Annotated in this window: 20 protein-coding genes and 1 riboswitch; of the genes, 7 read left to right on the forward strand and 13 right to left on the reverse strand. The window is 58.7% G+C overall.

Annotation, left to right across the window (positions count from 1 at the left end; all coding sequences use genetic code 11):
• Positions 1–31: 31 nt before the first annotated feature.
• The 5 genes from pyk to A3GO_RS0110495 all read right to left on the reverse strand — a co-directional run bounded on the left by pyk (position 32) and on the right by A3GO_RS0110495 (position 6,840).
• Complete coding sequence (gene pyk / locus A3GO_RS0110475; protein ID WP_029133354.1) at positions 32–1,465, reverse strand: pyruvate kinase; 1,434 nt, start codon at positions 1,463–1,465, stop codon at positions 32–34.
• 52 nt (positions 1,466–1,517) lie between these two features.
• Entirely contained in the window at positions 1,518–2,699 is a 1,182-nt protein-coding gene (locus A3GO_RS0110480) for a phosphoglycerate kinase (RefSeq protein ID WP_029133355.1), read from the reverse strand.
• Between the two features lie 170 nt (positions 2,700–2,869).
• The gene (gene gap, locus A3GO_RS0110485) at positions 2,870–3,868 is read right to left on the reverse strand and encodes a type I glyceraldehyde-3-phosphate dehydrogenase (RefSeq protein ID WP_029133356.1); all 999 of its coding nucleotides are present in this window, start codon (positions 3,866–3,868) and stop codon (positions 2,870–2,872) included.
• A gap of 84 nt (positions 3,869–3,952) precedes the next feature.
• The gene (tkt, locus tag A3GO_RS0110490; protein ID WP_029133357.1) at positions 3,953–5,938 is read right to left on the reverse strand and encodes a transketolase; all 1,986 of its coding nucleotides are present in this window, start codon (positions 5,936–5,938) and stop codon (positions 3,953–3,955) included.
• 344 nt (positions 5,939–6,282) lie between these two features.
• Positions 6,283–6,840 (reverse strand): thioredoxin family protein, encoded by a 558-nt coding sequence (locus A3GO_RS0110495; protein ID WP_029133358.1) that lies wholly within the window; start codon positions 6,838–6,840, stop codon positions 6,283–6,285.
• A gap of 273 nt (positions 6,841–7,113) precedes the next feature.
• Between A3GO_RS0110495 and metK the strand changes: the two genes are divergently transcribed.
• The 6 genes from metK (at position 7,114) to A3GO_RS0110525 (ending at position 14,170) form a co-directional block, all read left to right on the forward strand.
• A complete protein-coding gene (gene metK, locus A3GO_RS0110500; protein WP_037375137.1) occupies positions 7,114–8,286 on the forward strand; it encodes a methionine adenosyltransferase in 1,173 nt (390 codons plus the stop codon).
• A gap of 19 nt (positions 8,287–8,305) precedes the next feature.
• A riboswitch (S-adenosyl-L-homocysteine riboswitch) is annotated at positions 8,306–8,387 on the forward strand.
• Between the two features lie 13 nt (positions 8,388–8,400).
• The gene (gene ahcY / locus A3GO_RS0110505) at positions 8,401–9,816 is read left to right on the forward strand and encodes an adenosylhomocysteinase (protein ID WP_029133360.1); all 1,416 of its coding nucleotides are present in this window, start codon (positions 8,401–8,403) and stop codon (positions 9,814–9,816) included.
• A 121-nt stretch (positions 9,817–9,937) separates the two neighbouring features.
• Positions 9,938–10,795 carry a methylenetetrahydrofolate reductase [NAD(P)H] gene (metF, locus tag A3GO_RS0110510; protein ID WP_029133361.1) on the forward strand — a complete coding sequence of 286 codons (858 nt, stop codon included), beginning with the start codon at positions 9,938–9,940 and terminating at the stop codon, positions 10,793–10,795.
• 113 nt (positions 10,796–10,908) lie between these two features.
• Positions 10,909–12,033 (forward strand): hypothetical protein, encoded by a 1,125-nt coding sequence (locus tag A3GO_RS0110515; RefSeq protein WP_051302159.1) that lies wholly within the window; start codon positions 10,909–10,911, stop codon positions 12,031–12,033.
• 48 nt (positions 12,034–12,081) lie between these two features.
• Entirely contained in the window at positions 12,082–13,434 is a 1,353-nt protein-coding gene (locus A3GO_RS0110520; RefSeq protein ID WP_029133363.1) for an adenosylmethionine--8-amino-7-oxononanoate transaminase, read from the forward strand.
• Position 13,435: 1 nt separating this feature from the next.
• Positions 13,436–14,170 carry a 16S rRNA (uracil(1498)-N(3))-methyltransferase gene (locus A3GO_RS0110525; RefSeq protein WP_029133364.1) on the forward strand — a complete coding sequence of 245 codons (735 nt, stop codon included), beginning with the start codon at positions 13,436–13,438 and terminating at the stop codon, positions 14,168–14,170.
• Between the two features lie 579 nt (positions 14,171–14,749).
• On the opposite strand, the gene ttcA is transcribed toward A3GO_RS0110525, so the two are convergent.
• From ttcA to A3GO_RS25740, 3 genes are all read right to left on the reverse strand, one after another.
• Positions 14,750–15,625, reverse strand: coding sequence for a tRNA 2-thiocytidine(32) synthetase TtcA (ttcA, locus tag A3GO_RS0110535; RefSeq protein WP_029133366.1), 876 nt, complete (start codon positions 15,623–15,625; stop codon positions 14,750–14,752).
• A gap of 107 nt (positions 15,626–15,732) precedes the next feature.
• Positions 15,733–16,203 (reverse strand): chemotaxis protein CheW, encoded by a 471-nt coding sequence (locus A3GO_RS0110540; RefSeq protein ID WP_029133367.1) that lies wholly within the window; start codon positions 16,201–16,203, stop codon positions 15,733–15,735.
• On the reverse strand, positions 16,200–21,053 hold the full coding sequence (locus A3GO_RS25740; RefSeq protein ID WP_084609999.1) for a hybrid sensor histidine kinase/response regulator: 4,854 nt from the start codon (positions 21,051–21,053) through the stop codon (positions 16,200–16,202). Before A3GO_RS25740 ends, A3GO_RS0110540 begins: the two co-directional genes overlap by 4 nt.
• Here A3GO_RS25740 and A3GO_RS26110 point away from each other — a divergent pair.
• Positions 21,012–21,314 (forward strand): hypothetical protein, encoded by a 303-nt coding sequence (locus tag A3GO_RS26110; protein WP_157606781.1) that lies wholly within the window; start codon positions 21,012–21,014, stop codon positions 21,312–21,314. The genes A3GO_RS25740 and A3GO_RS26110 overlap by 42 nt on opposite strands.
• Here A3GO_RS26110 and A3GO_RS0110550 read toward each other — a convergent pair.
• The 5 genes from A3GO_RS0110550 to pilG all read right to left on the reverse strand — a co-directional run bounded on the left by A3GO_RS0110550 (position 21,249) and on the right by pilG (position 25,811).
• Complete coding sequence (locus A3GO_RS0110550) at positions 21,249–22,136, reverse strand: FimL-related protein (protein ID WP_029133369.1); 888 nt, start codon at positions 22,134–22,136, stop codon at positions 21,249–21,251. The two genes, A3GO_RS26110 and A3GO_RS0110550, sit on opposite strands and share 66 nt — an antisense overlap.
• Positions 22,137–22,218: 82 nt before the next feature.
• Positions 22,219–24,273, reverse strand: coding sequence for a methyl-accepting chemotaxis protein (locus A3GO_RS23540; RefSeq protein WP_037375138.1), 2,055 nt, complete (start codon positions 24,271–24,273; stop codon positions 22,219–22,221).
• 118 nt (positions 24,274–24,391) lie between these two features.
• Positions 24,392–24,934 (reverse strand): chemotaxis protein CheW, encoded by a 543-nt coding sequence (locus tag A3GO_RS0110560; protein ID WP_029133370.1) that lies wholly within the window; start codon positions 24,932–24,934, stop codon positions 24,392–24,394.
• Positions 24,935–24,944: 10 nt separating this feature from the next.
• Positions 24,945–25,367 carry a response regulator gene (locus A3GO_RS0110565; RefSeq protein WP_051302160.1) on the reverse strand — a complete coding sequence of 141 codons (423 nt, stop codon included), beginning with the start codon at positions 25,365–25,367 and terminating at the stop codon, positions 24,945–24,947.
• Positions 25,368–25,415: 48 nt separating this feature from the next.
• Complete coding sequence (gene pilG / locus A3GO_RS0110570; protein WP_029133372.1) at positions 25,416–25,811, reverse strand: twitching motility response regulator PilG; 396 nt, start codon at positions 25,809–25,811, stop codon at positions 25,416–25,418.
• Positions 25,812–25,916: the final 105 nt, after the last annotated feature.

Consider the following 25,916-nt stretch of genomic DNA (forward strand, 5'->3'; position numbering starts at 1 on the left):
CTCTGTTATTCGTAAAACAAACCAATCCGGCTCAACAGTGCTCCCCGACGCGTAAAATCTTCATCACGTTGGTGCCCCCCATGACCCCGTTGGTATCACCTTTGGTGATAATCAGGAGATCGCCGTTGCGCACGGCACCCCGCTGCAGCATCTCGTCCACGATTGCCTTGTTGATATCCTGGGCGCTATCGTTGGAGACATCAAAGCTGACCGGATAGACGCCCCTAAACAGGGTCACCTTGCGCCGGGTTGCCACGTGTGAGGTCAGGGCGTAGATCGGGATGCCGGAGCTGATGCGTGACATCCACATCGGCGTATAGCCGGTCTCGGTCCAGGCCGCGATAGCCGCCACATCCAGATGATTGGCGGTATACATGGCGGCCATGGCGATTGCCTCATCGATACGGCCGAACACGCTGTTCAGACGATGATGGGATTTACGCACCTTGCGCTGCTTCTCCGCCTCACGGCAGATCTTGCCCATCGCCTCCACTGTCTGCACCGGGTAACGGCCGGCGGCCGTCTCCGCCGAGAGCATCACCGCGTCGGTACCGTCCAGGACCGCGTTAGCCACGTCAAACACCTCGGCCCGGGTCGGGATCGGATGTTCAATCATCGATTCCATCATCTGGGTGGCGGTGATCGCCACCTTGTTGCGCGAACGGGCCAGGCGGATCAGTCGCTTCTGCACCGCCGGAAGCTCCGCATCGCCAATCTCGACGCCCAGGTCGCCCCGGGCGATCATGATCGCCTCGGATGCGGCGATGATCTCCTCGATCACCTCCAGCGCCTCGGCCCGCTCCACCTTGGAGACAATGCCGCCACTTCCGCCCGCCTCGCGCAGCAGCGCCCGGGCCTGATCCACATCCTCGGCACTGCGCACAAAGGAGACAGCCAGATAGTCGGCCTCGATACTGGCGGCAAACCGGATATCCAGCTTGTCTTTGTCGGTCAGCGCCGGAGCCGAGAGACCGCCGCCCTGCTTGTTGATCCCCTTGCTGTTGGAGAGCTCGCCACCGGTCTCCACCTTGCAGTGAATCTCGGTCTCATTCACCTCGTTAACCCAGAGCACGATGGCCCCGTCGGCCAATACCAGGGTGTCACCCCGTTTCACATCCTTGATCAGTTCGGGAAATGTCAGACCGACCCGCTGCTTGTCGCCCTCCTTGGGGCCACACCGGGTATCCAGGATGAATGGATCACCCTGCTCCAGAAAGACCTTACCCTCACGAAATCCTGTGATGCGGATCTTGGGACCCTGCAGATCCACCAGTAAACCCACCTGACGGCCGCTGGCGCGCGCCCGGTCACGGACTATCTCGGCACGCTGCCGGTGCTCCTCATGGGTACCATGGGAGAGATTCAGCCGGACCACGTCCACCCCGGCACTAATCAGTTGATCCATTACCTTGGGGTCATCGGTAGCCGGACCCAGGGTAGCCAATATTTTGGTTCTTCTTAACATAGTTTCTCCGGAATCACCGTCCGATCCTCACAGACGGTGATTCCTCAGGTTGTCAGCCAGCCGCGCGTGACTCGAGCATCTCGACAGCCGGCAGTTTTTTGCCTTCCAGAAACTCCAGGAAGGCGCCACCGCCGGTTGATATATAAGAGACGCGATCGGCAATGGCATATTTATCCACAGCAGCCAGGGTATCGCCGCCGCCTGCAATCGAAAACGCCGAAGAGTCGGCAATTGCCATACCCAGGGTCTGGGTACCGGCACCAAACTGATCGAATTCAAACACACCCACCGGCCCGTTCCAGACAATGGTGCCGGCGGATTTCATCATCCCGGCAAAGCGGGCCGCTGTCTCCGGCCCGATGTCAAAAATCATATCGTCGTCCGCCACATCCTCGACCCGCTTGACGGTCGCCTCGGCCGATTCGGAGAACTCTTTGCCACAGACCACATCGGTAGGCACCGGAATCTCGCCACCCTTGGCCTTGGCTGCCGCCATCAGGCGCTTGGCCTCCGGAATCAGGTCGGCCTCATAGAGCGACTTGCCCACGTTGTAACCGGCCGCCGCAATAAAGGTGTTGGCGATGCCGCCACCGGGAATCAGCTGATCGACGATCTTGGACAGGGCGTCCAGCACCGTCAGCTTGGTGGACACCTTGGAGCCGCCGACGATGGCCGCCATGGGACGGGCCGGGTTGTCCAGCGCCCGCCCCAGGGCATCCAGCTCGCCCGCCAGCAGCGGACCGGCACAGGCGGTCGGCGCGAAACTGCCGGCGCCATGGGTTGAGGCCTGGGCACGATGCGCCGTACCGAAGGCATCCATTACATAGATGTCACACAGGGCGGCATAGCGGCGCGACAGGGTCTCGTCGTTTTTTTTCTCGCCCACATTGAAACGGACATTCTCCAGCAGGACCACATCGCCGTTATTCATCTGTGGAGGAGTCTCCAGATAATCACTGACCAGCCGCACATCCTTGCCCAGGGCTTCACTCAGGTAACCGGCTACCGGTTGCAACGAAAATTCCTCGGCATACTCACCCTCGGTGGGTCGGCCCAGGTGGGACATCAGCATCACCTGCGCCCCCGCCCTGACGCAATGTTCGATGGTCGGCAGGGAGGCGCGAATGCGCTTATCCGAGGCCACCTTGCCCGCCTTGATAGGCACATTCAGATCCTGGCGGATCAGCACCCGTTTTCCGGCAAGGTCAAGGTCGGTCATTTTGATTACGGACATGGAAAAGATCTCCTGAGAACGCGTGTTTATTATTTAAAAGGGATTAGGTGAAACCAGCATTTCAACTAATGCCTCTGGTCGTAATCGACGGCCCCGGTACGATCGGTTCGTACCGGGGCGCCGTCTGCCGGCGGTTCAGGGGCATTCCCCCGCCCCGCCAAGTCACGCGACTATTTCTGCATGACGCGGACCATCTCCAGCACCTTGCTGGAGTAGCCCCACTCATTGTCATACCAGGAGACGACCTTGACGAAGGTCTTGTCCAGGGCGATACCGGCTTCCTCATCAAAGGTGGAGGTACAGGACTCGCCGCGGAAATCGGTGGAGACCACCTTCTCGTTGGTGTAGCCAAGAACGCCCTTCATCTTGCCCTCGGAGGCGTCCTTCATGGCGCTACAGATCTCCTCGTAAGAGGCTTCACTGTTCAGCTCGACGGTGAGGTCAACCACCGACACGTCCGAGGTCGGCACGCGGAACGCCATGCCGGTCAGCAGGCCGTTCAGTTCCGGGATCACCTTGCCAACCGCCTTGGCGGCACCGGTGGAAGAGGGGATCATGTTCTCCAGGATGCCACGTCCACCGCGCCAGTCCTTCATCGACGGACCGTCCACGGTCTTCTGGGTAGCGGTCGCCGCGTGCACGGTGGTCATCAGGCCACGCTTGATACCGAAGCTGTCATTCAGCACCTTGGCAATCGGCGCCAGACAGTTGGTGGTACAGGAGGCATTGGAAATGATGGTCTCACCGGCGTATTTCTCGTGGTTTACGCCGTACACGAACATCGGTGTGTCGTCCTTGCTGGGCGCGCTCTGGATCACCTTCTTGGCGCCGGCTGCAAGGTGCTTCTCGCAGGTCTCCTTGGTCAGGAACAGGCCGGTGGATTCCACCACCACCTCGGCACCCACTTCGTCCCACTTCAGGTTGGCGGGGTCACGCTCGGCGGTCAGGCGGATGCGGTTGCCGTTGACGATCAGGGTGTTGCCGTCGACGGCGATCTCACCCTTGAAGCGGCCATGCACTGAATCGTATTTCAGCATATACGCCAGGTACTCGGGATCCAGCAGATCATTGATACCAACGACCTCGATATCGTCAAAATTCTGTACGGCGGCCCGGAACACCATGCGACCGATTCGACCAAAACCGTTAATGCCTACTTTGATAGTCATTAGAAAAACCTCCAGATAAGTTGTTATTTACTGCAATCGGATCTTCAGGCCGGGGACGCCCGAGGCGCCCCGGCACTATTTCAGTTAAAGTGTCTCTTCCACTGCCTTGACGACATTTTCAACGGTAAAGCCGAACTCCTTGAACAGTTGATCAGCCGGCGCAGACTCGCCAAAGTGGTTAATACCCACCACCTTGCGTGCATATTTGTACCAACCGTCTGTTACACCCGCCTCGACCGCAACGCGGGCAGTCACCGACGCCGGCAAGACCGACTCCCGGTAGGCCTCATCCTGGGCTTCAAAGGCATCCACCGACGGCATCGAAACCACCCGCACCCGGGTGCCCTTGCCGGCCAGTTCCGCCGCCGCATCCACCGCCAACCCAACCTCGGAACCGGTGGCGATAAGGATGGCATCCGGTGTGCCGTCACAATCCCGCAGCACGTAGCCACCCTTGGTGATATCAGCGATCTGCTGCTCATTGCGCTGCATGAACGGCAGTCCCTGGCGGGAGAAAATCAGGCAGGACGGTCCGCCACTTCTCTCGATTGCGGCCTTCCAGGCCACGGCGGTCTCCACGCTGTCACAGGGACGCCACACCGACATGTTGGGGATCATGCGCAGGGTGGCAATTTGCTCGATCGGTTGATGGGTTGGACCGTCCTCACCCAAACCAATGGAATCATGAGTATAGACAAACAGCGAACGCTGTTTCATCAGCGCCGCCATGCGCAGGGCATTGCGGGCATATTCGGAAAACATCAGGAAGGTGGCGCCAAACGGGATCAGACCGCCATGCAGGGCCACACCGTTCATGATGGCCGACATACCGAATTCCCGCACCCCGTAGTTGATGTAGTTGGAGTCGGGCGACTCGGCCCGCATCGGCTTGTAGCCGGACCATTCGGTCAGGTTGGAACAGCCCAGGTCGGCGGAACCGCCAAACAGCTCCGGCAACAGGGCGGCATAACCCTCGATGGCAGCCAGCGAGGCCTGACGGGTCGCCGGACTCTTCGCCTCGGCATTCATCTTGGCGACAAATTCAGCGGATTTGGCCGCCCAGTCTTCCGGCAGATCACCTGCCATGCGCCGCTTGAACTCAGCGGCCAGTTCCGGGTGGGCTTCCTGGTAGGCGGCAAATTTGCTGTTCCAGGCCGCCTCGGCGGCAGCGCCCTTCTCCCGCGCATCCCAGCCGGCATAGATATCCTCCGGGACCTCGAAAGGCCCATGATCCCACCCCAGCGCAGCCTTGGTGAGATTGATCTCCTCGTCACCCAGCGGCGCCCCGTGACAGGCGTGACTGCCGGCCTTGTTGGGGGAACCAAAACCGATGGTGGTCTTACAGCAGATCAGAGTCGGCTTGTCGGTCATCGCCCTGGCGAACTCCAGCGCCTTGTTGATCGCCTCGGGGTCGTGTCCGTCCACATCAGGGATCACATGCCAGCCGTAGGCCTCGAAGCGCTTCGGAGTGTCGTCCTGGAACCAACCCTCAACATGACCATCAATGGAGATGCCGTTGTCATCCCAAACGGCAATCAGGTTGCCCAGCCCGAGGGTACCGGCCAGCGAGCAGGCCTCGTGGGAGATGCCCTCCATCAGACAGCCATCGCCGAGGAATACGTAAGTGTTGTGGTTGACAATAGTGTGGCCGTCGCGATTGAACTCGGCCGCCAGCGAACGCTCCGCGATGGCCATGCCGACGGCATTGGTGATGCCCTGGCCGAGTGGGCCGGTGGTGGTTTCCACTCCCGGCGCATAACCGTACTCCGGATGCCCCGGAGTCTTGGAATGGAGTTGGCGGAACTGTTTCAGGTCCTCAATGCTCAGGTCATAACCGGTCAGATGCAGCAACGAGTAGATCAGCATCGAACCGTGCCCATTGGAGAGGACAAAGCGGTCCCGGTCAGGCCACTTGGGATTCGCCGGATTATGCTTCATGTAGTCGTTCCAGAGGACCTCGGCGATATCGGCCATACCCATGGGCGCACCGGGATGGCCCGACTTGGCCTTCTGGACCGCATCCATGCTGAGGGCACGGACGGCGTTTGCAAGATTTCTGCGTGAGGACATATGTCTCTCCTGTCTTTAGGATGGTTTAATAATTCTGTATTCCGCCCGGCCGGGATTGCCCTGTACCGGCGGCAGGAATCGCCTGCACGGCAGGCGACTCCCATTAATTCATTGGCTGTAGCGATCCGGTCATATTTCCGACCCGAACCTGTCGCGTGGAGAGACCCCACCCGGGCGACACCACACCCGAAAACCGGCCCGGGGTGTCATTCTTGCGCCATCATCTTCGCAGGGCAAGCCAGATCCGCTTATGGGGGTAAAAACAGCATCCCACAACCGATATAAAGCATTGATTTCAATGCATATACGCTGTTTGCAACATGAATAAACGGTATGCGCGCCGGTTATGCGTCACGCCATTTTATCGAACAACCGATACTGGGGATTTGATCCTCCGGCCCCTTTCCTGTCATGGCAACCTGCCGCATCGCCTCAAACAGTTCACGCCGCGCATCGTCAGGCGCAGCCGCCTTGCCACTGGCATCCAGTCGCCCCCGGTACTGCAACTGCAGGTCGGCGTTGTAACCGAAAAAATCCGGCGTGCAGACTGCGCCATACTGCCTGGCCACCGCCTGGCTCTCATCCAGCAGATAGGGAAAAGGAAAGCGATATTGCCGGGAGACCCGAATCATATTCTCGAACGAGTCCTCTTCGTAGAGCGCGGGATCATTCGACATAATCGCTACCGCGTTGACCCCCAGGCTTGTAAGCTCCGCGGTATCTCGTACGATCCGTTCCCGCACCGCCTGAACATAGGGACAGTGGTTACAGATAAACATTACCAGCAGCCCTTTCTCGCCACGGCAGTCCGCCAGAGTCCAGCGTTTCCCGTCCACACCCGGGAGATCGAAATCGATCGCCGGCTGGCCAAAGTCACATACCGGAGTTTGCAGAGAGACCATGTTGCACCCTCCCGATCTTATTAGGCGCAAAAACAACGGAACATAATCCTACCTTAAAAGAATGGCAAGATTGATATAAAATTCTTATGGAAGCTATTACTGTGGATTAATTGACATTGATAGAGGCTGAGGCTAACTTAGGGCAGCGCCAATTTGACTCAGATTGCGGGCGCTCTATAAATACAGCTAAAGCGAGGGAACAGTTAAAGATCACTGTGAACCCGTCTTTAGCAATCGCTAGACGGGTTTTCTATTTTCTGGAAGAAATAAATTATGAGTGACTACATCTTTACTTCTGAATCGGTCTCCGAAGGCCATCCCGACAAGGTTGCAGACCAGATCTCCGATGCGGTACTGGATGCCATCCTTGCCCAGGATCCCAACCCGGAACATGCCCGGGTGGCCTGTGAGACCATGGTGAAGACCGGTGTGGTCATTGTCGCCGGCGAAATCACCACCGACGCCTGGGTCGACCTCGACGACCTGGTGCGCAAGGTGATCTGTGACATCGGCTACACCAGCTCGGACGTGGGCTTTGACGGCAGCACCTGCGCCGTCATGTCGTTGATCGGCAAGCAGTCCGGCGATATCGCCATGGGCGTGGATCGCAAGGCGCCGGAAGAACAGGGCGCCGGTGACCAGGGACTGATGTTCGGTTATGCCACCAACGAGACCGATGTGCTGATGCCCGCCCCCATCACCTATGCCCACCGCCTGGTGGAGCGTCAATCGGAGATGCGTAAAAAACGGGTACTGCCCTGGCTCCGTCCCGATGCCAAGAGCCAGGTAACCCTGCGCTATGAGAATGGCGTGGTGACCGGCATCGATGCTGTAGTGCTCTCCACCCAGCATGACCCCGAAATCAAGCAGAGTGATCTGTACGAAGCCGTGATGGAGAACATCCTGCAGCCGGTGCTGCCGAAGGCCTGGCTGGACAAATGCCCGCAGAACAAGATTCATATCAACCCCACCGGCTCCTTCGTGATCGGCGGTCCGGTGGGCGACTGCGGCCTGACCGGGCGCAAGATTATCGTCGACACTTACGGCGGCATGGCTCGTCACGGCGGTGGCGCCTTCTCCGGCAAGGACCCCTCCAAGGTGGATCGTTCAGCCGCCTATGCCGGGCGCTATGTAGCCAAGAATATCGTCGCCGCCGGACTGGCGGATCGGTGTGAGATTCAGGTCTCCTATGCCATCGGTGTGGCCGAGCCCACCTCCATATCCATAGAGACCTTCGGCACCGCCAAGATCGACGAGGCGAGGATTGCCCAGCTGGTGCGTGAACACTTCGACCTGCGTCCCTATGGTATTCTGCAGATGCTGGATCTGGTGAAACCGATCTATCAGAAGACCGCCGCCTACGGACATTTTGGTCGTGAAGAGCCGGAGTTCACCTGGGAACGCACCGACATGGCCGAGGCGCTGCGGGCAGAGGCCGGTCTGTAAAGATCCATAAAACACTCCTCCTCCTGAGAAGCGCTGCAACAGGTTCACCCTGCCAGGCTCAGGAGGAGGCTTCAAAAACCCATGAACGGCGCTTAGTTTTTTCGGAGACTAATCATGAACGCCGTAGTAGAAAACAGCTTTACCGATTACAAAATCGCCGACCTCTCCCTGGCCGAATGGGGCCACAAGGAGATCGCCATCGCCAACACCGAGATGCCGGGCCTGATGGCGCTGCAGGAGAAATACGGGGAGAGCAAGCCCCTTAAAGGCGCGCGCATCGCCGGCAGCCTGCACATGACCATCCAGACTGCCGTGCTGATCGAAACCCTGGTGAAACTGGGCGCCGAAGTGCGCTGGGCCTCCTGCAATATCTTCTCCACCCAGGACCACGCCGCGGCGGCCATCGCCGACCAGGGCATTCCGGTCTTCGCCTTCAAGGGTGAGAGCCTGGAGGATTACTGGGCCTATACCCACAAGATCATGGAGTGGCATGACGGCGGCACCCCGAACATGATCCTGGATGACGGCGGCGACGCCACCGGCCTGCTGATCCTCGGCAGCAAGGCGGAAAAAGATATCAGCGTGCTGGACAACCCGGGCAGCGAGGAGGAGAAGGTGATGTATGCCGCCATCCGCGCTCGCCTGGCGGAGCAACCCAACTGGTATTCCAGCAACCTGAAGAACATCAAGGGCGTTACCGAAGAGACTACCACCGGTGTGCACCGGCTCTATCAGATGCAGGAGCGTGGCGATCTCCCCTTCCCGGCTATCAATGTCAACGACTCGGTGACCAAGTCCAAGTTTGACAACCTCTACGGCTGCCGCGAATCCCTGGTCGACGGCATCAAGCGCGCCACCGACGTGATGATCGCCGGCAAGATCGCCCTGGTGCTCGGCTACGGCGATGTCGGCAAGGGTTGCGCTCAATCCCTGAAAGGACTCGGTGCCACCGTCTGGGTCAGCGAGATCGATCCGATCTGCGCCCTGCAGGCGGCGATGGAAGGTTATCGGGTGGTGAACATGGACGAGGCCTGCGCCGAGGCCAATATTTTTGTCACCACCACCGGCAACTACCACGTGATCCAGCATGATCACATGGCGAGGATGCGCGACCAGTCCATCGTCTGCAATATCGGCCACTTCGACAACGAGATCGATGTCGCCAGCCTGGAGCAGTACCAGTGGGAGAACATCAAGCCCCAAGTGGATCACATCATCTTCCCGGACGGCAAGCGGATTATCCTCCTGGCCGAGGGCCGGTTGGTCAATCTGGGCTGCGCCACCGGCCACCCCAGTTTTGTCATGTCCAACAGCTTCACCAACCAGACCCTGGCACAGATGGAGATCTGGAATAACACCGGCGGATACGAGAACAAGGTCTACACCCTGCCGAAGAAGCTGGATGAAGAGGTCGCCCGCCTCCACCTGGAGAAGATCGGCGTCAAGCTGACCACCCTGAGCCAGGAACAGGCGGACTACATCGGTGTACCGGTAGAAGGGCCCTACAAACCCGAGCACTACCGCTACTGATCGGCAACCGATCCGGCCCCGCTGGTACAGCGGGGCCATCCTGATTTCACTATGGCAGCCCCCACCTTCGAACACTGTTCATCAAGGTGGCCCGCCGATTTTCATAGATCCATAGAAACCGATGCATTCACAACAGACCGATCAGAAACTGTTCAGCTTTGAGCTCTTCCCACCCAAGACCGAGGAGGGCATGGAGAAGCTGAAGACCCAGGTCAGAAAACTGGCCCGGGTCAATCCGCTCTATGTCTCCGTCACCTTTGGGGCCGGCGGGTCCACCCAGCAGCGCACCTTCCAGAGTGTCGAGTGGCTGGTGTCCGAGGGCATCGAGGCGGCGCCTCACATCTCCTGTATCAGCAGCAGTGTGGCTGAGATAGTGCAGCTGCTGAACCGTTATAAAGAACAGGGCATCCACCGCCTGGTCACCTTGCGCGGCGACCTGCCATCAGGCACCGGATTGGGCGGCCGGGGTGAACTCAACTATGCCAATGAACTGGTGGCGCTGATTCGTCGTGAATTCGGTGATTATTTCCACATTGAAGTGGCCGCCTATCCCGAGTTCCATCCCCAGGCAGCCAACGCCCGGGCGGACCTGAACAACTTCAAGCGCAAGGTGGATGCCGGGGCGAACGCCGCCATCACCCAGTATTTCTACAATGCCGACGCCTATTTCCGCTTTGTCGACAGTTGCGAAAAAATGGATATCGGGATTCCCATCGTGCCGGGCATTATGCCGATCACCAACTACGGCAACCTCAGTCGTTTCTCGGACGCCTGTGGTGCGGAGATACCGCGCTGGATACGCAAGCGCCTGGAGGCTTATGCCGATGACGTGGAGAGCATCCGCGCCTTTGGCGTGGATGTGGTCAGTGAACTGTGCCGACGCCTGCTCGATCACGGCGCGCCCGGCCTGCACTTCTACACCATGAACCAGTCGGCGGCGACTTTGAAGATCTGGGATAACCTCGGACTGACCGAGTGAGCATTGCCATGGAACGGTACCGGGATCGGAGACAAACCAAACAGCCTTTACCGCTGTTTTCCCGGGTATTACCCGGTTTGACACCGACCCCTTGGGTGTTTCAGGGATAACTGGTGAAACTGCACCCGCTGCTGATAGTTCTGCTGTTGACCACCCTGGCGGGATTCGCCTCGGGACTGCTGCTGCCGTACATGCTGCCGCTGCGCCCGTCCGCACCGCTGCACCTGATATTCGCCCTGGGTATCATGCCGCTGATCATGGGTGCCATGACCTATTTCGTGCCGGTACTGACCCGTACCCGCGCGGCGGAGCCCCTGTCACTGGTTCCGGCCCTGCTGGCACTCGGCGCGGGCATAGTGCTCAGTTTCAGCCTGTTTTTCTCTTTCGCCCTCTATCCATTTGGCGCCGTGGCCGGACTGATTGCCGCACTCTGGCTGAGCATCTGGATGCAACGGCGCAAACGGCAGACCCTGGGGCGCCCCCACCCCGGACTACTCTGGTATCAACTGGCCCTGCTGGCGCTGATACTTGGTCTGCTCTCCATTCTGGCCGGTTATCTGCTGCCGGATCAGTGGACCCAGTTGCGGCGACTGCACCTGCACCTGAATCTCCTGGGATTTGTCGGCTTGACTGCCCTGGGCACCCTGCGGGTGCTGCTCCCCACCACTGGCGGCTATGCCGATCCCGAGGCAGGCCCTTGGCTGATGCGTCAATGGCCCTGGATCACAGCCGGCGCCGGATTGATTGCTGCGGGTGCCGCCTGGTCTCCCGCCCTTTCACTGCTTGGCCTGCTGCTATGGCTGCCCCCGCTCGGTCAACTGCTGAGATCACTGCTGATCACCCATCGACGGGCAGTGTGGCAGGCACATGGCGCCAGCACCTCACTGGCAACAGCGGTATCCGGCCTGCTGATCCTGCTACTGAGCGGCACGGCCCACGCCTTTGGCTTGCTCAACGCAGCAAACACTACCCAGGCATTCATTCCGCTGTTTCTGTTACCGCTGGTGACCGGTGCAGCTACCCATCTGCTGCCCCTCTGGATCACATCGGCTGGTGACAACAGCCGGGAACAGGCCTTGCGTTCACGATTGGGACGCCACAGCGCCGTGCGCGCCGCGTTGTTCCTCCTGGGGGGCGCGCTCATACTGGCCGATCAAAACTGGGGTATGGTACCGATTCTGCTCGCGCTTCTGCACTTCCTCAGCGCCGTGCTTTTCTCCCTTCGCTCGAAATCATGAGCGCAACTGTTATCATCCTCCCTGAGATGCAGATCAGGTATTAACCGTATGAGTAACAATCAGCAAATCGCCCGGCGCGACCTCTCGGTGCTTTGGCACCCCTGTACCCAGATGAAAGATCATGAGTGGCTACCGATGATCCCAATCAAAAGAGGCGAAGGGGTCTGGCTGGAGGACTTCGACGGCAACCGCTATATCGACGCGGTCAGCTCCTGGTGGGTCAACCTGTTCGGCCACGCCAATCCCAGGATCAACGCCGCCCTCAAGGCCCAGGTAGACCAGCTGGAACATGTCATGCTGGCCGGTTTTTCCCACGAGCCGGCAATACAACTGGCAGAAAAACTGGTTGCACTCACCCCACCAGGACTGGATCGCTGCTTCTACGTGGACAACGGCTCCTCCGCCATCGAGGCCGCACTGAAGATGAGTTATCACAGCTGGCGCAACCAGGGCCACAAAGGCAAGCACCGTTTTGTCACCCTCTCCAACAGCTATCATGGCGAGACCCTGGGCGCCCTGGCGGTGGGCGACGTATCTCTCTACAAAGAGACCTACGAGCCGTTGCTGATGGAGGTCTTTACCGCCCCCTCACCGGACTGCTTTAACCGGGAGCCGGGAGAGTCCTGGGAGGCCTACTCGATTCGGCGATTTGCCGAGATGGAAACGCTACTGGCCGAGCACAGCCGTGAGATCAGCGCGGTGATTGTCGAGCCGCTGGTACAGTGCGCCGGCGGCATGCGCATGTACCACCCGATCTATTTGAAGCTGCTGCGTGAGGCATGCGACCGCCACCAGGTGCACCTGATCGCCGATGAGATCGCCGTCGGCTTCGGCCGCACCGGCACCCTGTTCGCCTGTGAGCAGGCGGACATCACCCCGGACTTTCTCTGCCTCTCCAAGGGGCTGACTGCCGGCTACCTTCCCCTCTCCCTGGTACTCACCAGCGAGCAGACCTACCAGACCTTCTACGACAATTATGAAAATCTGACCGCCTTTCTGCACTCCCACAGTTACACCGGCAACCCGCTGGGTTGCGCCGTCGCGCTGGCCAGTCTGGAAATTTTCGAACAGGACAGCGTGATCGAAAACAACCAGAAACTGGCCCAGGTGATGACAGAGGCGACGGCGCACCTGAATGACCATCCCCGAGTGGCCGAGGTGCGCCAGCACGGCATGATCCTCGCCATCGAGATGGTCAAGGACAAAGCCAGCCGTACCCCCTACCCCTGGCAGGAGCGACGCGGCCTGCGGGTTTACCAGCATGCACTGAGCCGTGGCGCACTACTGCGCCCGCTGGGCAATGTCACTTACTTCATGCCGCCCTACGTCATCACCCCGGAGCAGATCCGGGAACTGGCAACCATTGCCACCGAAGGCATCGATCTGGCGACCCGGGACTGACATGCAGCAGCACCGCATCTACACCGGTCAGCCACTCCAGCCAGGCGTTGTAGTGATCCTGGAAGAGAGTCCGGCCCGGCACCTGACCCAGGTGCTGCGGTTGAAGGCGGGTGCAGAGATCACCCTGTTTAACGGCGACGGCCACGACTACAGCGCCCGCCTGAACGAGGTTTCCCGCCGCGCCACCAGCGCACAAGTGGACCGGTGCCTGGAACCCGCCGAAGCGCCTGCGCCCCTGCAAATCCACCTGGCCATCGGCATCTCCAGGGGCGAGCGGATGGACTTCGCCATCCAGAAGGCGGTCGAGCTGGGGGTTGCCGACATCACTCCGCTGATCACCGAGCGCTGCCAAGTGCGACTACCCGGTGAGCGTCAGGAGAAGCGACTGCAGCATTGGCAGCAGGTGATCATCGCCGCCTGCGAGCAGTCCGGGCGCCGCTATATTCCCGCGCTCAATCATGTGATGGAGCTGAATGAATGGCTCCGGCACCGGGTCACACGGGGTGGCATCCTGCTGGATCACCGCGCCGAAAGCGCTCTGCATGAACTGCCCCCGCCGTCGGGTGAAGTGACCCTGCTGATCGGTCCCGAAGGCGGCCTGTCGGGGGATGAACGTGAACAGGCCACTGCAACTGGATTCAACGGCGCGCGACTGGGCCCACGGGTACTGCGTACCGAAACCGCACCGTTGGCCGCCATCGCCGCCATCCAGACCCTGTGGGGGGATTTTCGATAATTCGGGAATTACCCTCGGAATCTCTCAAATTCAGGCTTACACGATCAGGTCGCTTTAAACACAATGCAATACGTGGCTAAAAATCCGCTTTAAATCACTGTAATGGAGGACATATGTATAACTGCGATAGCTGCACCATTTGTTGCAAATTTATGGGAGTCGAGGAGCTTGAAAAGCCACGAAACCTTTGGTGTCAACATTGTAAAATTGGGGAAGGGTGTACTATTTATGAAACCCGCCCAGAATCTTGTCGGGTGTACGAATGTGTCTGGTTGAAGACCCAGGTACTGGAAAATCCTATGCCCTTGGCGCTTAGACCAGATAAGTCACGTGTTGTCATTGGTACAGCAAACAAAGGAGAAGATCTTATTCTCTATGTTGGCCCAGACCGACCTGACGCATGGAACAAGGGTGGTTTTAGGGAATTTATTACCAATTTCCAAAAAAAAGGCGTCAACTTCACAGTATGCTGTGGAGAGATTATGACGAAAATTTGAATGTAGTGAAATAAAGACCCATTTGGTGGGCCCGCTTTTTATTTCCATACTGCGAGACTGTAGTATTTCTTTACTTGGCGATTCAGCCGATCTTGTAGATACCCAACGCCGGCCCGGCAACCTCGGGCGGGTCAAACACCGTATCGCCCTCACCGTCCGCAGCCCCCAGATTCTTGAAATCATACAACGCGGCATCGGCCAGATGGGATGGCACCACGCTGGACAGGGCGCTGAAGATGTTGGCGGTGCGGCCTGGATACTGCTGCTCCCAGGCCGCCAGCATCTGTTTGATCTGCTTGCGCTGCAGGTTCTCCTGGGAGCCGCAGAGATTGCAGGGAATAATGGGGAATTCACGGGTCCGGCTGTAGCGGGCGATATCCTTCTCGGCACAATAAGCAAGCGGTCGGATCACCACATGGCGGCCATCGTCGGTGTGCAGTTTTGGTGGCATCGCCTTAAGTTTGGAGCCAAAGAACATGTTCAGGAACAGGGTCTCGACAATATCATCCCGGTGATGGCCGAGGGCGATTTTGCTGATTCCCATCTCACTGGCAACCCGATAGATGATCCCACGGCGCAACCGGGAGCAGAGCGAACAGGTGGTCTTGCCCACCGGAATCTTCTCCTGCACCACGGAGTAGGTGTCCTCCTCCACGATCCGATACTCCACACCGAGCCGTTCCAGGTAGGCCGGCAGCACTTCCGCAGGAAAACCAGGCTGTTTCTGATCCAGGTTCATGGCGATCAGGGTAAAGTCAATCGGTGCCCGGGCCTTCAGGGTAAGCAGGATATCCAGCAGGGTATAGGAGTCCTTGCCGCCGCTCAGGCAGACCATGACCCGGTCGCCCGCCTCGATCATGTTGAAATCGCCGATCGCCTTACCGACTTCCCGCTCCAGCCGTTTTTTCAGTTTGTTGAAATTATTGGAGCTTCGGGTCTTTTCCGGGAGTTCTGACATGGGACTTATCGCAGTGGTGGGGTAAAGCGGGGGATATTACACGCGCCCGCCGAAAAAAAACAGCGCGGCGCCTCAGTCGGCGGAGACATCGATGCGTCGTTACAAGATTACAACGGAAATGCGGACAGCGCTGACTCCAGGGCATCCAGATCCGGGATCCAGGCATCCACGCCGTTGATGATCACCCGGCTGGCGACCATTTCATGCTGTGGCTCTTCCCCGGCAAACGGCACAATCGCCGCCTCGGTTACCCGCACCAGATGGGGCGCCGAACGGAGTAAAATCCCGATATAGGGCAGTTGGTCATTTCCGTTCAGGGTATTGCAAACGGCCACCCGGGCACGCAGGCCGACCTCACCGGCATCCCGGCCCAGCAAACGCTCAAAGGCGATCAACGGCAGAGCATGGTTACGCCATACAAATGTTCCCAGGAGCCAATCGGGTACTGTTGTGGAGGGGGTATCCGGAGTTCGATAACTGACCACTTCGCATACCGCCGCGTTCGGCAGCAGCAGCTGTCCCTCCTGCAATGGCAGCAATACACCCCTTACCTCCGCAGAGGCCTGGCCGCTGCTCATATTGCCCCCTCATTCAGGACCGAATAGATGTTCTCCAACAGCTCACTCTCTTGATAAGGTTTTCCAAGGTAGCGTTTCACACCCAGCTCCATGGCAAGATTGCGATGTTTGTCACCGGTGCGCGAGGTGATCATGATAATCGGTATTCCTTTCAGTTCAGCCGAATTACGCATATGTCGGGCAAGCTCATAGCCGTCCATTCGAGGCATCTCGATATCCAGCAGCATGATATCCGGCCGCTGCTCCTGCAGCATTGCGACGGCATCCACACCATCCTTCGCCGTCACCACATTCATGCCATGCCTCTCAAGCAGTCGCCCGGTCACCTTGCGCACAGTGATCGAGTCGTCCACCACCATGACCGAACGACCAACTCCCGGTTCCGGAGCGGCCATATCGACCCGCGCGACCTCGGGTTGTGGGGCCGCGGTCTGGGCCACATCGGACCGCACCAGTGCGGTCACATCCAGAATCAGCGCAACCCGTCCATCGCCCAGGATCGTACCGCCGGAGATCCAGCGCACGGTGGAGACCTGTACGCCGACTGACTTGACCACAATCTGGCGATTACCCAGCAGACCATCCACCTGCATGGCCACATGATGTTCGCCAGCACGCACCAGCAGCAGCGGATACCATTTGCGCTGATCGGAGAGATTGACCTGACCCACATTAAGCATGCTGCCCATGTAGCGAACCTGATAATCCTGTCCGGCGTAGCTGTAGACCCGCTGCCGTCCGCTGTAGCAAGCCTCAAGTTCTTGCCGGGAGACCCGCACCACGCCCTCAACACTGGTGTGAGGGATAGCGTAAATCTCTCCGCCGAGCTCCACCAGCAGGGCATCGGTGATGGCCAGCGTAAGTGGCAGACGTATGATAAAGCTGGCTCCCTGGCCCACCTGTGAGCTGATATCCAGTGAGCCGCCCAACTGCTTGACCTCACTCACCACCACGTCGAGTCCCACGCCGCGCCCGGAAATCTGGGTCACTTCCTTGGCGGTAGTGAATCCGTGCTCCAACACAAATGGCAACACATCGGAATCCGCCACATCGGCATTGGGATCGAGCAGGCCGCTCTTGATCGCCTGCTCCCTGATCCTGGCCATATCAACCCCGGCGCCGTCATCGGAGATCACGATCTGTACATCCGATCCCTCCCTGGAAAGCCGCAACTGGATCTGTCCGGTCTCCGACTTGCCCGTCTCCACCCGCCGGGCGGGTTTCTCAATGCCGTGGGCGATGGCATTTCGCAGAATATGTTCCAGCGGGCCGATCATGCGCTCCAGGATGCCACGATCGATCTCGCTTTCAGCACCCTGTATCACCAGTTCAGCGGGTTTGTTGAGTTGGTTACTGGTCTGCCGGACCACCCGATGCAGACGCGGCACAATCTGCGCAAACGGCACCATGCGGGTGCGCATCAGCCCGTCCTGCAGATCAGTGGTGATCCGTGATTGTTGCAGCAGCAGGGTATCTGTCTCAGCCTGCAACTCCTCCAGGAAGCCGTTGATATTGGCCAGGTCGTTCACCGTCTCCATCAGGCTTCGTGAGACCTGCTGCATGGCGGAGAATCGATCCAGCTCGAGGGGATCAAACGAGGCATCATGGGACGGCTCGTCACCCCGGTCCTGCTCATAACGGAACAGGATCTGTGCCTCTGTCTCAATTTCCAGCTGCCGAAGCTGATCACGCAAGCGGCTTACAGTCTGTTCCAGCTCGGACAGGTTGAATCCCAACTGTCCGTTCTGCTGCTCGATACGGGTACGATAGATACTCACCTCACCCGCATAGTTGACCAGCCGGTCCAGCAGATCCGAGCGGACACGCACCTGCTCGCGCTGAGCACGCCCTGGCAGCGAACCTGCCTCCTCGGCGACCACGCTCATGGTGGTATCGGACGGGACCGACTTATCAACTTGCGCGTTTGGCGTGGAAATGGCCTCATCGGCAATCTCCAACGCAGGCGCCTCCGGCTCCTGCAGTTCCGCTTCCACATCCGACTCTTCGGTTTCGAGCAGCCCTGTCACCGGGGAGTCCGGGATGGACTCGACCGGGACCGGCGCTGTCTCGTCTTCGGCACCGACAACCGGCATCCCGGAATCGTCACTGCCAGCAGGCAGATCGGCGGTGGTTGATGGTGGCCCGCCCGCAACCAGCCACTCATCCATCTTCTGGACCAGATCATCCGCCACGCGCAGCCGGGGGCCACCGGACAAATCGTCAATCTGTTCCGCCAGACGATCTACCACCTCATGGGTCAACTTGACCAGTTGATCCCCGGTAGCGACCTTCTCCTGGTCGACGGCTGTCAGAAGTGATTCAAAACCATGACTGAGATCGCCAATCGGCATCGCCCCCGCCAATCGCGCACCCCCCTTGAGGGTGTGCAGGGTGCGCTGCAACTCTTCCGAAAGCTTTTTGTCGGAGAGGTCGAACGCCCCCGCCTGCAGCGACCCCTCCAGGGATTCGTGCAGCTCTCTCGCCTCTTCCAGAAAAATATCCACCAGTTCGGGATCACCGTCCAGGTCCACCATGAGCGGGCCGGCCATCTCCATGCCTGCTTCCTGGCTGACAACTGGCGGGATCTGTTCCGTGGCTGCTGATACCGGCTCTGTCGCCTCATCCGGGGCTTCTACCAGGATTGCTTCATCCAACAGCGGTGGTGACAGATCCTGCGCTTCTAGTTGATCTGCGCGTTCACCGACGCTCTCCAACTCTTCGGTCGGCGCCTCGGGGGCGGTGAAGGCCGTTTCAGCAGGCATGGATTCCGCTACCACCGGCTCACCCGCCTCGCCACCTGATTCAATCTGCGACGGGTCGGCGCTCGACTCTCCTGCAAGCGCTTCCAGGGGCTGGATAGAATCTGTTTCCGTCACGTCCCCATCGTCGGCCTCATCCAGCCACTCTTCCTGACCGGCGACATCCTCAATCACCTCATCAGGCTCTTCGGACAAATCGACAAGGGAGACATCATCGTGGACCGAAGCAGTCGACACGACTGCCGGACGGTCATTTTCATCCGGCGGCGACTGTGGGACGGTAGCAGCGCGTCCGTAGGCGTAAATATCACCTACCAGCACCTGCCAGTCCGGCAATTGCGCCCCGGGGACATTGATCGCGCCAAGTATTGTTCCGAATTGATCAACACTGCGGCCTATCAGATCCAGGGCCACCGGATCAGCGGGCCGGTTCATGCTTTTCAGATCCGCCGCCAGGGATTCGAGCGCCGAGCTGACCTGGGCGATGGAATCAACCCCCGCCATCTCGGCACTCCCGTGCAGGGTATGCAGCGCCCGGACCATCTCCTTGTCGATTCTGCAGGCGATCGGGTTGCCGCTACACGCCTCGTGAAACTGACCCAGGGTCTCGATATGGGTCCTGGATTCCGCCTCAAATATCTCCAGCAGCATCTCGTCCATGCTGATCGGAGCCGCCGCGATTTCAGCGCCATCGTCAGCCTCGGCCTCGACTGCCAGTTCGATTTCGGCCGCATCCGACTGCGGCAACAACTCTTCGTCAACGGCCGGAGATTGCGCCACCTGTTCCGCGGCCGTTTCCATATCCAGATCGTCTGAAGCGGTAAACTCCAACGACTCATCCGCGCTGATCTCGTCTTCAAGCGCATCCAGTTTTTCTTCAGACGTCAGCGGTTCATCCACCCCACCAACAGCATCATCGGATGTTGGCACGGCCGCTGCCCGACCCGGCTGGGCCAAGGCCTCGGCCCGATCCATCAGCGGTTGCGTGGCCACCGCGGGAACAACCCCGCGTTTCTGGCAATCAATCAACTCGGGCAGTATCTCGACCGCCTCGTTCAGCAACTGGATAACTGCGGGCGATACGTCAATCGTCTGGTCAATGACACGATTGAGCAGGTTCTCGATCGCCCAGGAAAATTCGCCGATGGTTTTTGCACCGACCAGCCGCCCACTCCCCTTCAGGGTGTGAAAAGAGCGGCGGAAGGTCGTCAGCGCATCCCGGTCATCCTGATTTTTACACCAGCGCGGCAGGTACTCCTGAATGACCGCCAGCTCCTCTTCCGATTCCTCGATGAAGATCTCAAGGATCTCGGCATCGATATCCTCAAGCGCGGGCTTGTCGGCTGAGGGCGTATGGGCGGGCGCGGCTTCCGTTACAGCATCGACCGGACTTTCGCTCGCCACTGACAACGGGGCAACAGTATCCTCATGCGGTGTCGCTTCAACTTGATCAAACTCGTTTTCGGCGGCTTGTGATTCCGTCTGAACAGGCGATTCCGGCACCCCGAGACTCGCCAGGGCATCCCGGGTAACATCAAGGATTTCCAGGTGAATGCCACGCCCTTCGGTAACCGCTTCCATGAAATACTCGATACCGGTCACGGCATCGGCAAAGGCGTCCAGATCATCGGCACTGGGAATGCCGCCGTCGCCGAGCAGGGTCTGCTCGACATAGCGGTTCAACCGCCCCATCAGGGCCGCCGCATCAGTTAGTGAAAGCACGCTAAAGGCGCCGGCAATCCCATTGAACCGGCGTGGCACATCCACCAGGAGCGCCCGGTTATCGGGCGTTTCGATATAGCTGATAATGGCCTCTTTGTTGCGGGCCATATCGATACCAGCCTCGTGCATCACCGAGTCGACCAGGCGTTCGAACTCGCCTTCGGGCAAACTGGATTTTGCCTGGTCGCTCTGGGGCTGGGCATAGCGCCTGACGACCGAGAGATTATTCAACGAGGTTTCAATAAACAGGATATCGCCTGCCATGGCCATCAGGTCCTGTTCATCAGGCTGGCTGTTGGCGGCGACGATTTCCTCGATCTTGTCGGCTTGACGCTTCAGGCGCGAGCGCAACTCACCCTGGCCGACCATACCAAGGGTATCGGCAAGTTTCTTCAGTGGTTCCTGTTGCGCCTGCAGTCGACTGAGATCACCGCGCTTGCCGCGGATAAACAGGTCGAGCTGATCCTTGATCGTCGTCAGGTCGGCACTGATGGCGGTACGCAGGGATTCAAGCAGGTCTCGGCCGGGCGCGTGCAGGTCAGCCTGCTCTCCCGCCAGGCCTGGCTAGCCGTGCGGGCCATGAGTCAGATCAAACTCCTGACGAATCTGCGCCACCACCGGATCGGATGAGTCCGCACAGGCGGTGTAATACAGCAGATTTTTCATCAGGTCATTGGCCGGCGTTTCAGCAACAACCTGTTCCCCTACATCGATGACCCGCTTGATCTCCCGGTCAATTTTGCCCACCAGTAATTTGGTGGCAATACCCGAATCAAGGCCTCCGTCACGCAGGGCATTGACCACCGCCTGCCCGACCCGGAACAGGCGCTTGACCTGATCGGTCCAGGCGCTCTCTTCAAGATCCCGAAATATCCCGGCAATGCGCTCCAGACCACCCGTGGCATCTTCACCCCGGTACCAGTCGAGCAATGCCTTGTGATACTGGTACCGGAGTTTTCTGGTGACCGCCGGCAGTTCGGGGTTGGCATCCTGAGTCCCGTCGGCAGGCAGCAGTTTGCCCTCCAGATCCGGTGCAAACAGCGCCACTTCGGATAACAGGGAGGCATCCCGCGCCGCCCGCAGTTCATTCATCAGGGGCAACAGCAGAATCGGACTGTCTGCTGAACCTGACTCGATTTTTTCGAGATACTCGGGCAGTTGCGCCAACCCGACCATCAGCGCCTCAGCGGACTCCTTGCGCCGCTTCTCACCGAGCGATCCCAGGGCCTTGGCCACCAACTCCATCTCTTCCGCCAGCATGGCCGCGCCGTACAACTGCATCAGTTGCAGGGTTCCGCGCACCTGGTGCAGTTGAGCTATGCAACCATCCAGTTCCGTTTCCGGACCCGATTCATCCACGTACGACTCTAATGCATGCCGAGCCAGCTCAAGAGACGAATCAAGTTCACCCCTGATCCATTTCAGCACACTATGATCTTGGACATCACTCATACCAGGCCTTCATATCCGCCAGTGGTCGTTCATCGTTACCAAAGTACTGCCACTGAATCCTTCCATCTGAAACAAGCGCCCGTTAGTTGTATTCAGGGAGACGGAAACCGGCAACCGATCGCTGCAGTTCATCCGCCATATCCGCCAAGGTTCCAATCGCCGCAGCCGTCTGGTTGGTGCCATCCGATGCCTGGGTGGTGATTTCCTGGATAACACTCATGGTGTCATTCACGCGGGCCGCTTCTTCCGACTGTGTCTGTGCGGTATCGGCAACGCGCTGAATACGCTCGGAGATGTGATTCGAAACACTCTCGATCTCCTTCAACGCCTCACCGGCATCCTCAGCCAGTTGAGCACCGGTCACCACTTCGGTAGTGGTCGCTTCCATGGAAGAGACCGCCTCATTGGTATCGGCCTGAATGGTCTTCACCAGCGCTTCAATCTGCTTGGTTGCATTACCGGAACGTTCCGCGAGTCGCTGTACCTCGTCCGCAACCACCGCGAAACCACGACCGGCCTCGCCAGCCATCGCCGCCTGCATGGCTGCGTTCAAGGCCAGGATATTGGTCTGGTCGGCAATGTCATCAATCAGTTCCACGATATCGCCAATCTCCTGGGAGCTTTCACCCAGCCGCTTGATTCGTTTTGAAGTCTCCTGGATCTGCTCGCGGATAGTGTCCATACCCTTGATGGTTTTCCGCACCGTCTCATTACCCTTGGCGGCAATGTCCACCGAGTGCTGTGCCACCGTTGCCGACTCGGTTGCCTCCTGGGACATCTGATCAATGGTCGATGCCATCTTGTTAATGGCGGTAGTTGCGGAGGTGATCTGGTCGGCTTGATGTTCACTCGCTTCCGCCAGGTGCATGGCGGTAGCACGGCTCTCCTGCGCAGACGTGGATACCTGTTCGGAAATCTCGTTAATGGTGGTTACCAGGCTGCGCAGCGCCTCGATAGCGTAGTTGATGGAGTCGGCGATGGCGCCGGTCACATCTTCGGTCACAGTCGCCGTCACCGTCAGGTCACCATCCGCCAGGTCACCCATCTCGTCCAGCAGTCGCAAAATAGCCTGCTGGTTTCGCTCATTCAGCTGATTACTTTCCACCTCACGTCGACGGGCGGTCAGCAGCAGCACATAACCGAGTGAGATGAGCATGGCAATGGAGAGACCACCCAGCACCGCAATCAGTACCGGCCCCGCCTTGACGCCCATGATACTGATCAGCCCCGGGCTGTCGCCGTAGGCCTCTACCAGCCGTAGCGCTGCATCATTCACCCGGTCAGATACCGAGGTCACCTGACCGGCTGCCTCGAGCGCCGGCAGCACTGCGGGAACCGTCTCGATGATCTCGTCCGCGTGATCATTGATTGAGCTGAACAGCATCGCCGCTTCACGCAGCTTCTGTACCACCCCGGGGTTGGTGATCTTGGCAATGCCCAGCGACTCACTACCCTCCAGCATGCCGTCGAGTACCCGGCCCAGATGATCGGAGTCACGGCTGAACTGGTCGATGGCTGCCGCCGTCGCCTGGCCGCCCGCCAACACCTTATTCACGTTTTTATCGATACGTTCAGAGAGCATCAATTGGCGGGAGGCAATGGATATCTGTACCGGGTCCGCATTGGTTGCCACCAGATCGCTGACCACCTGTTCGGAAAGTTCCTGCAACTGCGGCATGAACTCGGTAATCACACTGATAAACTCCTGCACCGACAGAATGGCATCCCGGTTTGACAGGATGTCATCAGCATTCTGGCGCAACTCCAGCCAGGCGTTTTCAACTTCGCGCAACTGCGCAGAGACCGGTTCAGGCGAGGGCGGCAAATTCACCGCCGGGTCGCCCTGTTTCAACTCCGACATGATGCGTTCGAACTTGTCCCGGGCTTCCCGCAACTGAGCGAAAGCCGCCTTGTTGCCAGCCGCCGCTGAGAGCGCGCTTTTGGCGATCTCCTGGGAGACCACGCGCTGCTCTTCAGAACGGATAATGTAGATTTCGTCATTGGCCGCCCATTTTGCCACATTGGCAAATGCCAGCAGTGTCACTAGCAGCGTGACCAGCAAGCCGATTGACAGCACAACCACCAGCCTGTTTGAGGCCGCTCCACCACCTGTACGTCTGGTAACCCTGGTATTCATTTAGTCTCTCTCCCGCAAGAGGCTTGTTCTTGGAAGGTTTCCGTTGCCACAAAAGACAAAAGTTCACACACAGAAATCGCCTGGAAAAAAATCATCCTGGAATCCGCAGATACCAGGTTCATAGCGAAGCCACCCTGAACTCGGTGTTTTCCGCCAGCAGATTCATACTGAACACCGGCCTGACCGCGTCCTCAACCTGGTACGCACCCTGGACAAACTGCCGAATATACTCCGGCAGGATGGGAACCCCGGTGCGCTGCTCCTCAAGGAAGTGACGCATGCCCTGAACATTCCCTACCAACAATCCGGAATACACCCCCTGGTGATTGATGACCAGCACCCGGCTGCGCCGCCCGATCACTAACGGCGCCCCGCCCAGGAACTGCTGAAGATCAATAATCGGCAGCAGATTTCCACGAATATTCGCCATCCCGAGCAGCCAGGCCTGTGTACCGGGCACCTGGGTCAGCTCCTCCGGATAGTTGAGAATCTCCTTGACCTCCTGGAGCGGCGCAATCACACCCAGACCGGAAATACTGAACAGCACACCTTCCCAATACTGCTGAATCTTGTGCTTGGGCAGACCCACCGCATACTGGTGACTTCTGTTTTCGATAGTCTGCAGCAGCTGCAGCAGATCGGCCGATGTAGTTTCCGTCATATTCTTCTTATCAGCCGGCAAGAATGTTCCTGATCTTACCGAGCAGATCCTCTGCCGCCACGGGTTTTACCACATACTCTTTGGCACCCTGCCGCAATCCCCAAGCGCGATCAGTCTCCTGATCCTTCGTGGTCACCACGATAACCGGGATGTCCTGGGTCTCCGGCAACTTGCTGAGCTGACGCGTCGCCTGGAAACCGTTCAATCCCGGCATCACAACATCCATCAACACAAGATCAGGTCTTGATTCTTTTGCTGCTGCAACACCCGACTCGCCATCCGAGGCGGTAATCACCCTGTACCCGCCACTCTCAACAATCCCTTTAAGAATGTGCGTCTCCGTCGGGGAATCATCGACAATCAAAATGGTTGCATCCACAGCAGCATTTTCACCGGATTGTTCTGCACTGTTTTTCTTAAAAAAACTTCTCATAATCTAATCTCTGCGGCTTTATTGGGATACGGGCTCAGGAGCGGCTCATCAGGCGGCCCTGGCGATGTGTTTTCGAATGGCACCCAGTAGCTCATCTTTGGTAAACGGTTTGGTAAGATACTCCTCGGAGCCGACAATGCGTCCCCGGGCACGATCAAACAGGCCATCTTTGGAAGAGAGCATGATGACCGGGGTCTTTTTGAACTCACTGTTATGCTTGATAAGGGCACAGGTCTGATAGCCGTCCAGACGCGGCATCATGATATCCACGAAGATGATATCCGGATTGGTGTCAGCGATTACCGAAAGCGCCTCGAAACCGTCATTGGCGGTGAACACCTCACACCCGGCTTTTTTCAGCAGGCTCTCGGCGGTCCTGCGAATTGTCTTGCTATCATCGATGACCATCACCTTCCGACCGGAGATATCGACATCTTCATTCATTACCCAGCTTCCTTTGATTCGCACAACCCTTGGTATGGACGATACAGCACCGTCCCTGCCGTTGGCCGCGGTGATATATTTACCCATCCGCATCCAACAGGGATC

The organism is Sedimenticola selenatireducens DSM 17993, from assembly GCF_000428045.1.
GTDB lineage: Bacteria > Pseudomonadota > Gammaproteobacteria > Chromatiales > Chromatiaceae > Sedimenticola > Sedimenticola selenatireducens.

Bases quoted from the DNA above. Each gene is read 5' to 3' on its own strand.
- pyk (WP_029133354.1), bottom strand. From the start codon at position 1,465: ATGTTAAGAAGAACCAAAATATTGGCTACCCTGGGTCCGGCTACCGAT.
- A3GO_RS0110495 (WP_029133358.1), bottom strand. From the start codon at position 6,840: ATGGTCTCTCTGCAAACTCCGGTATGTGACTTTGGCCAGCCGGCGATC.
- A3GO_RS0110525 (WP_029133364.1), top strand. From the start codon at position 13,436: ATGCAGCAGCACCGCATCTACACCGGTCAGCCACTCCAGCCAGGCGTT.
- A3GO_RS0110565 (WP_051302160.1), bottom strand. From the start codon at position 25,367: ATGAGAAGTTTTTTTAAGAAAAACAGTGCAGAACAATCCGGTGAAAAT.
- A3GO_RS0110540 (WP_029133367.1), bottom strand. From the start codon at position 16,203: ATGAGCAGCGGCCAGGCCTCTGCGGAGGTAAGGGGTGTATTGCTGCCA.
- A3GO_RS25740 (WP_084609999.1), bottom strand. From the start codon at position 21,053: ATGGTCGGCCAGGGTGAGTTGCGCTCGCGCCTGAAGCGTCAAGCCGAC.
- pilG (WP_029133372.1), bottom strand. From the start codon at position 25,811: ATGAATGAAGATGTCGATATCTCCGGTCGGAAGGTGATGGTCATCGAT.
- A3GO_RS0110550 (WP_029133369.1), bottom strand. From the start codon at position 22,136: ATGAGTGATGTCCAAGATCATAGTGTGCTGAAATGGATCAGGGGTGAA.
- A3GO_RS23540 (WP_037375138.1), bottom strand. From the start codon at position 24,273: ATGAATACCAGGGTTACCAGACGTACAGGTGGTGGAGCGGCCTCAAAC.
- metK (WP_037375137.1), top strand. From the start codon at position 7,114: ATGAGTGACTACATCTTTACTTCTGAATCGGTCTCCGAAGGCCATCCC.
- tkt (WP_029133357.1), bottom strand. From the start codon at position 5,938: ATGTCCTCACGCAGAAATCTTGCAAACGCCGTCCGTGCCCTCAGCATG.
- A3GO_RS0110480 (WP_029133355.1), bottom strand. From the start codon at position 2,699: ATGTCCGTAATCAAAATGACCGACCTTGACCTTGCCGGAAAACGGGTG.
- ttcA (WP_029133366.1), bottom strand. From the start codon at position 15,625: ATGTCAGAACTCCCGGAAAAGACCCGAAGCTCCAATAATTTCAACAAA.
- ahcY (WP_029133360.1), top strand. From the start codon at position 8,401: ATGAACGCCGTAGTAGAAAACAGCTTTACCGATTACAAAATCGCCGAC.
- A3GO_RS0110560 (WP_029133370.1), bottom strand. From the start codon at position 24,934: ATGACGGAAACTACATCGGCCGATCTGCTGCAGCTGCTGCAGACTATC.
- gap (WP_029133356.1), bottom strand. From the start codon at position 3,868: ATGACTATCAAAGTAGGCATTAACGGTTTTGGTCGAATCGGTCGCATG.
- metF (WP_029133361.1), top strand. From the start codon at position 9,938: ATGCATTCACAACAGACCGATCAGAAACTGTTCAGCTTTGAGCTCTTC.
- A3GO_RS0110520 (WP_029133363.1), top strand. From the start codon at position 12,082: ATGAGTAACAATCAGCAAATCGCCCGGCGCGACCTCTCGGTGCTTTGG.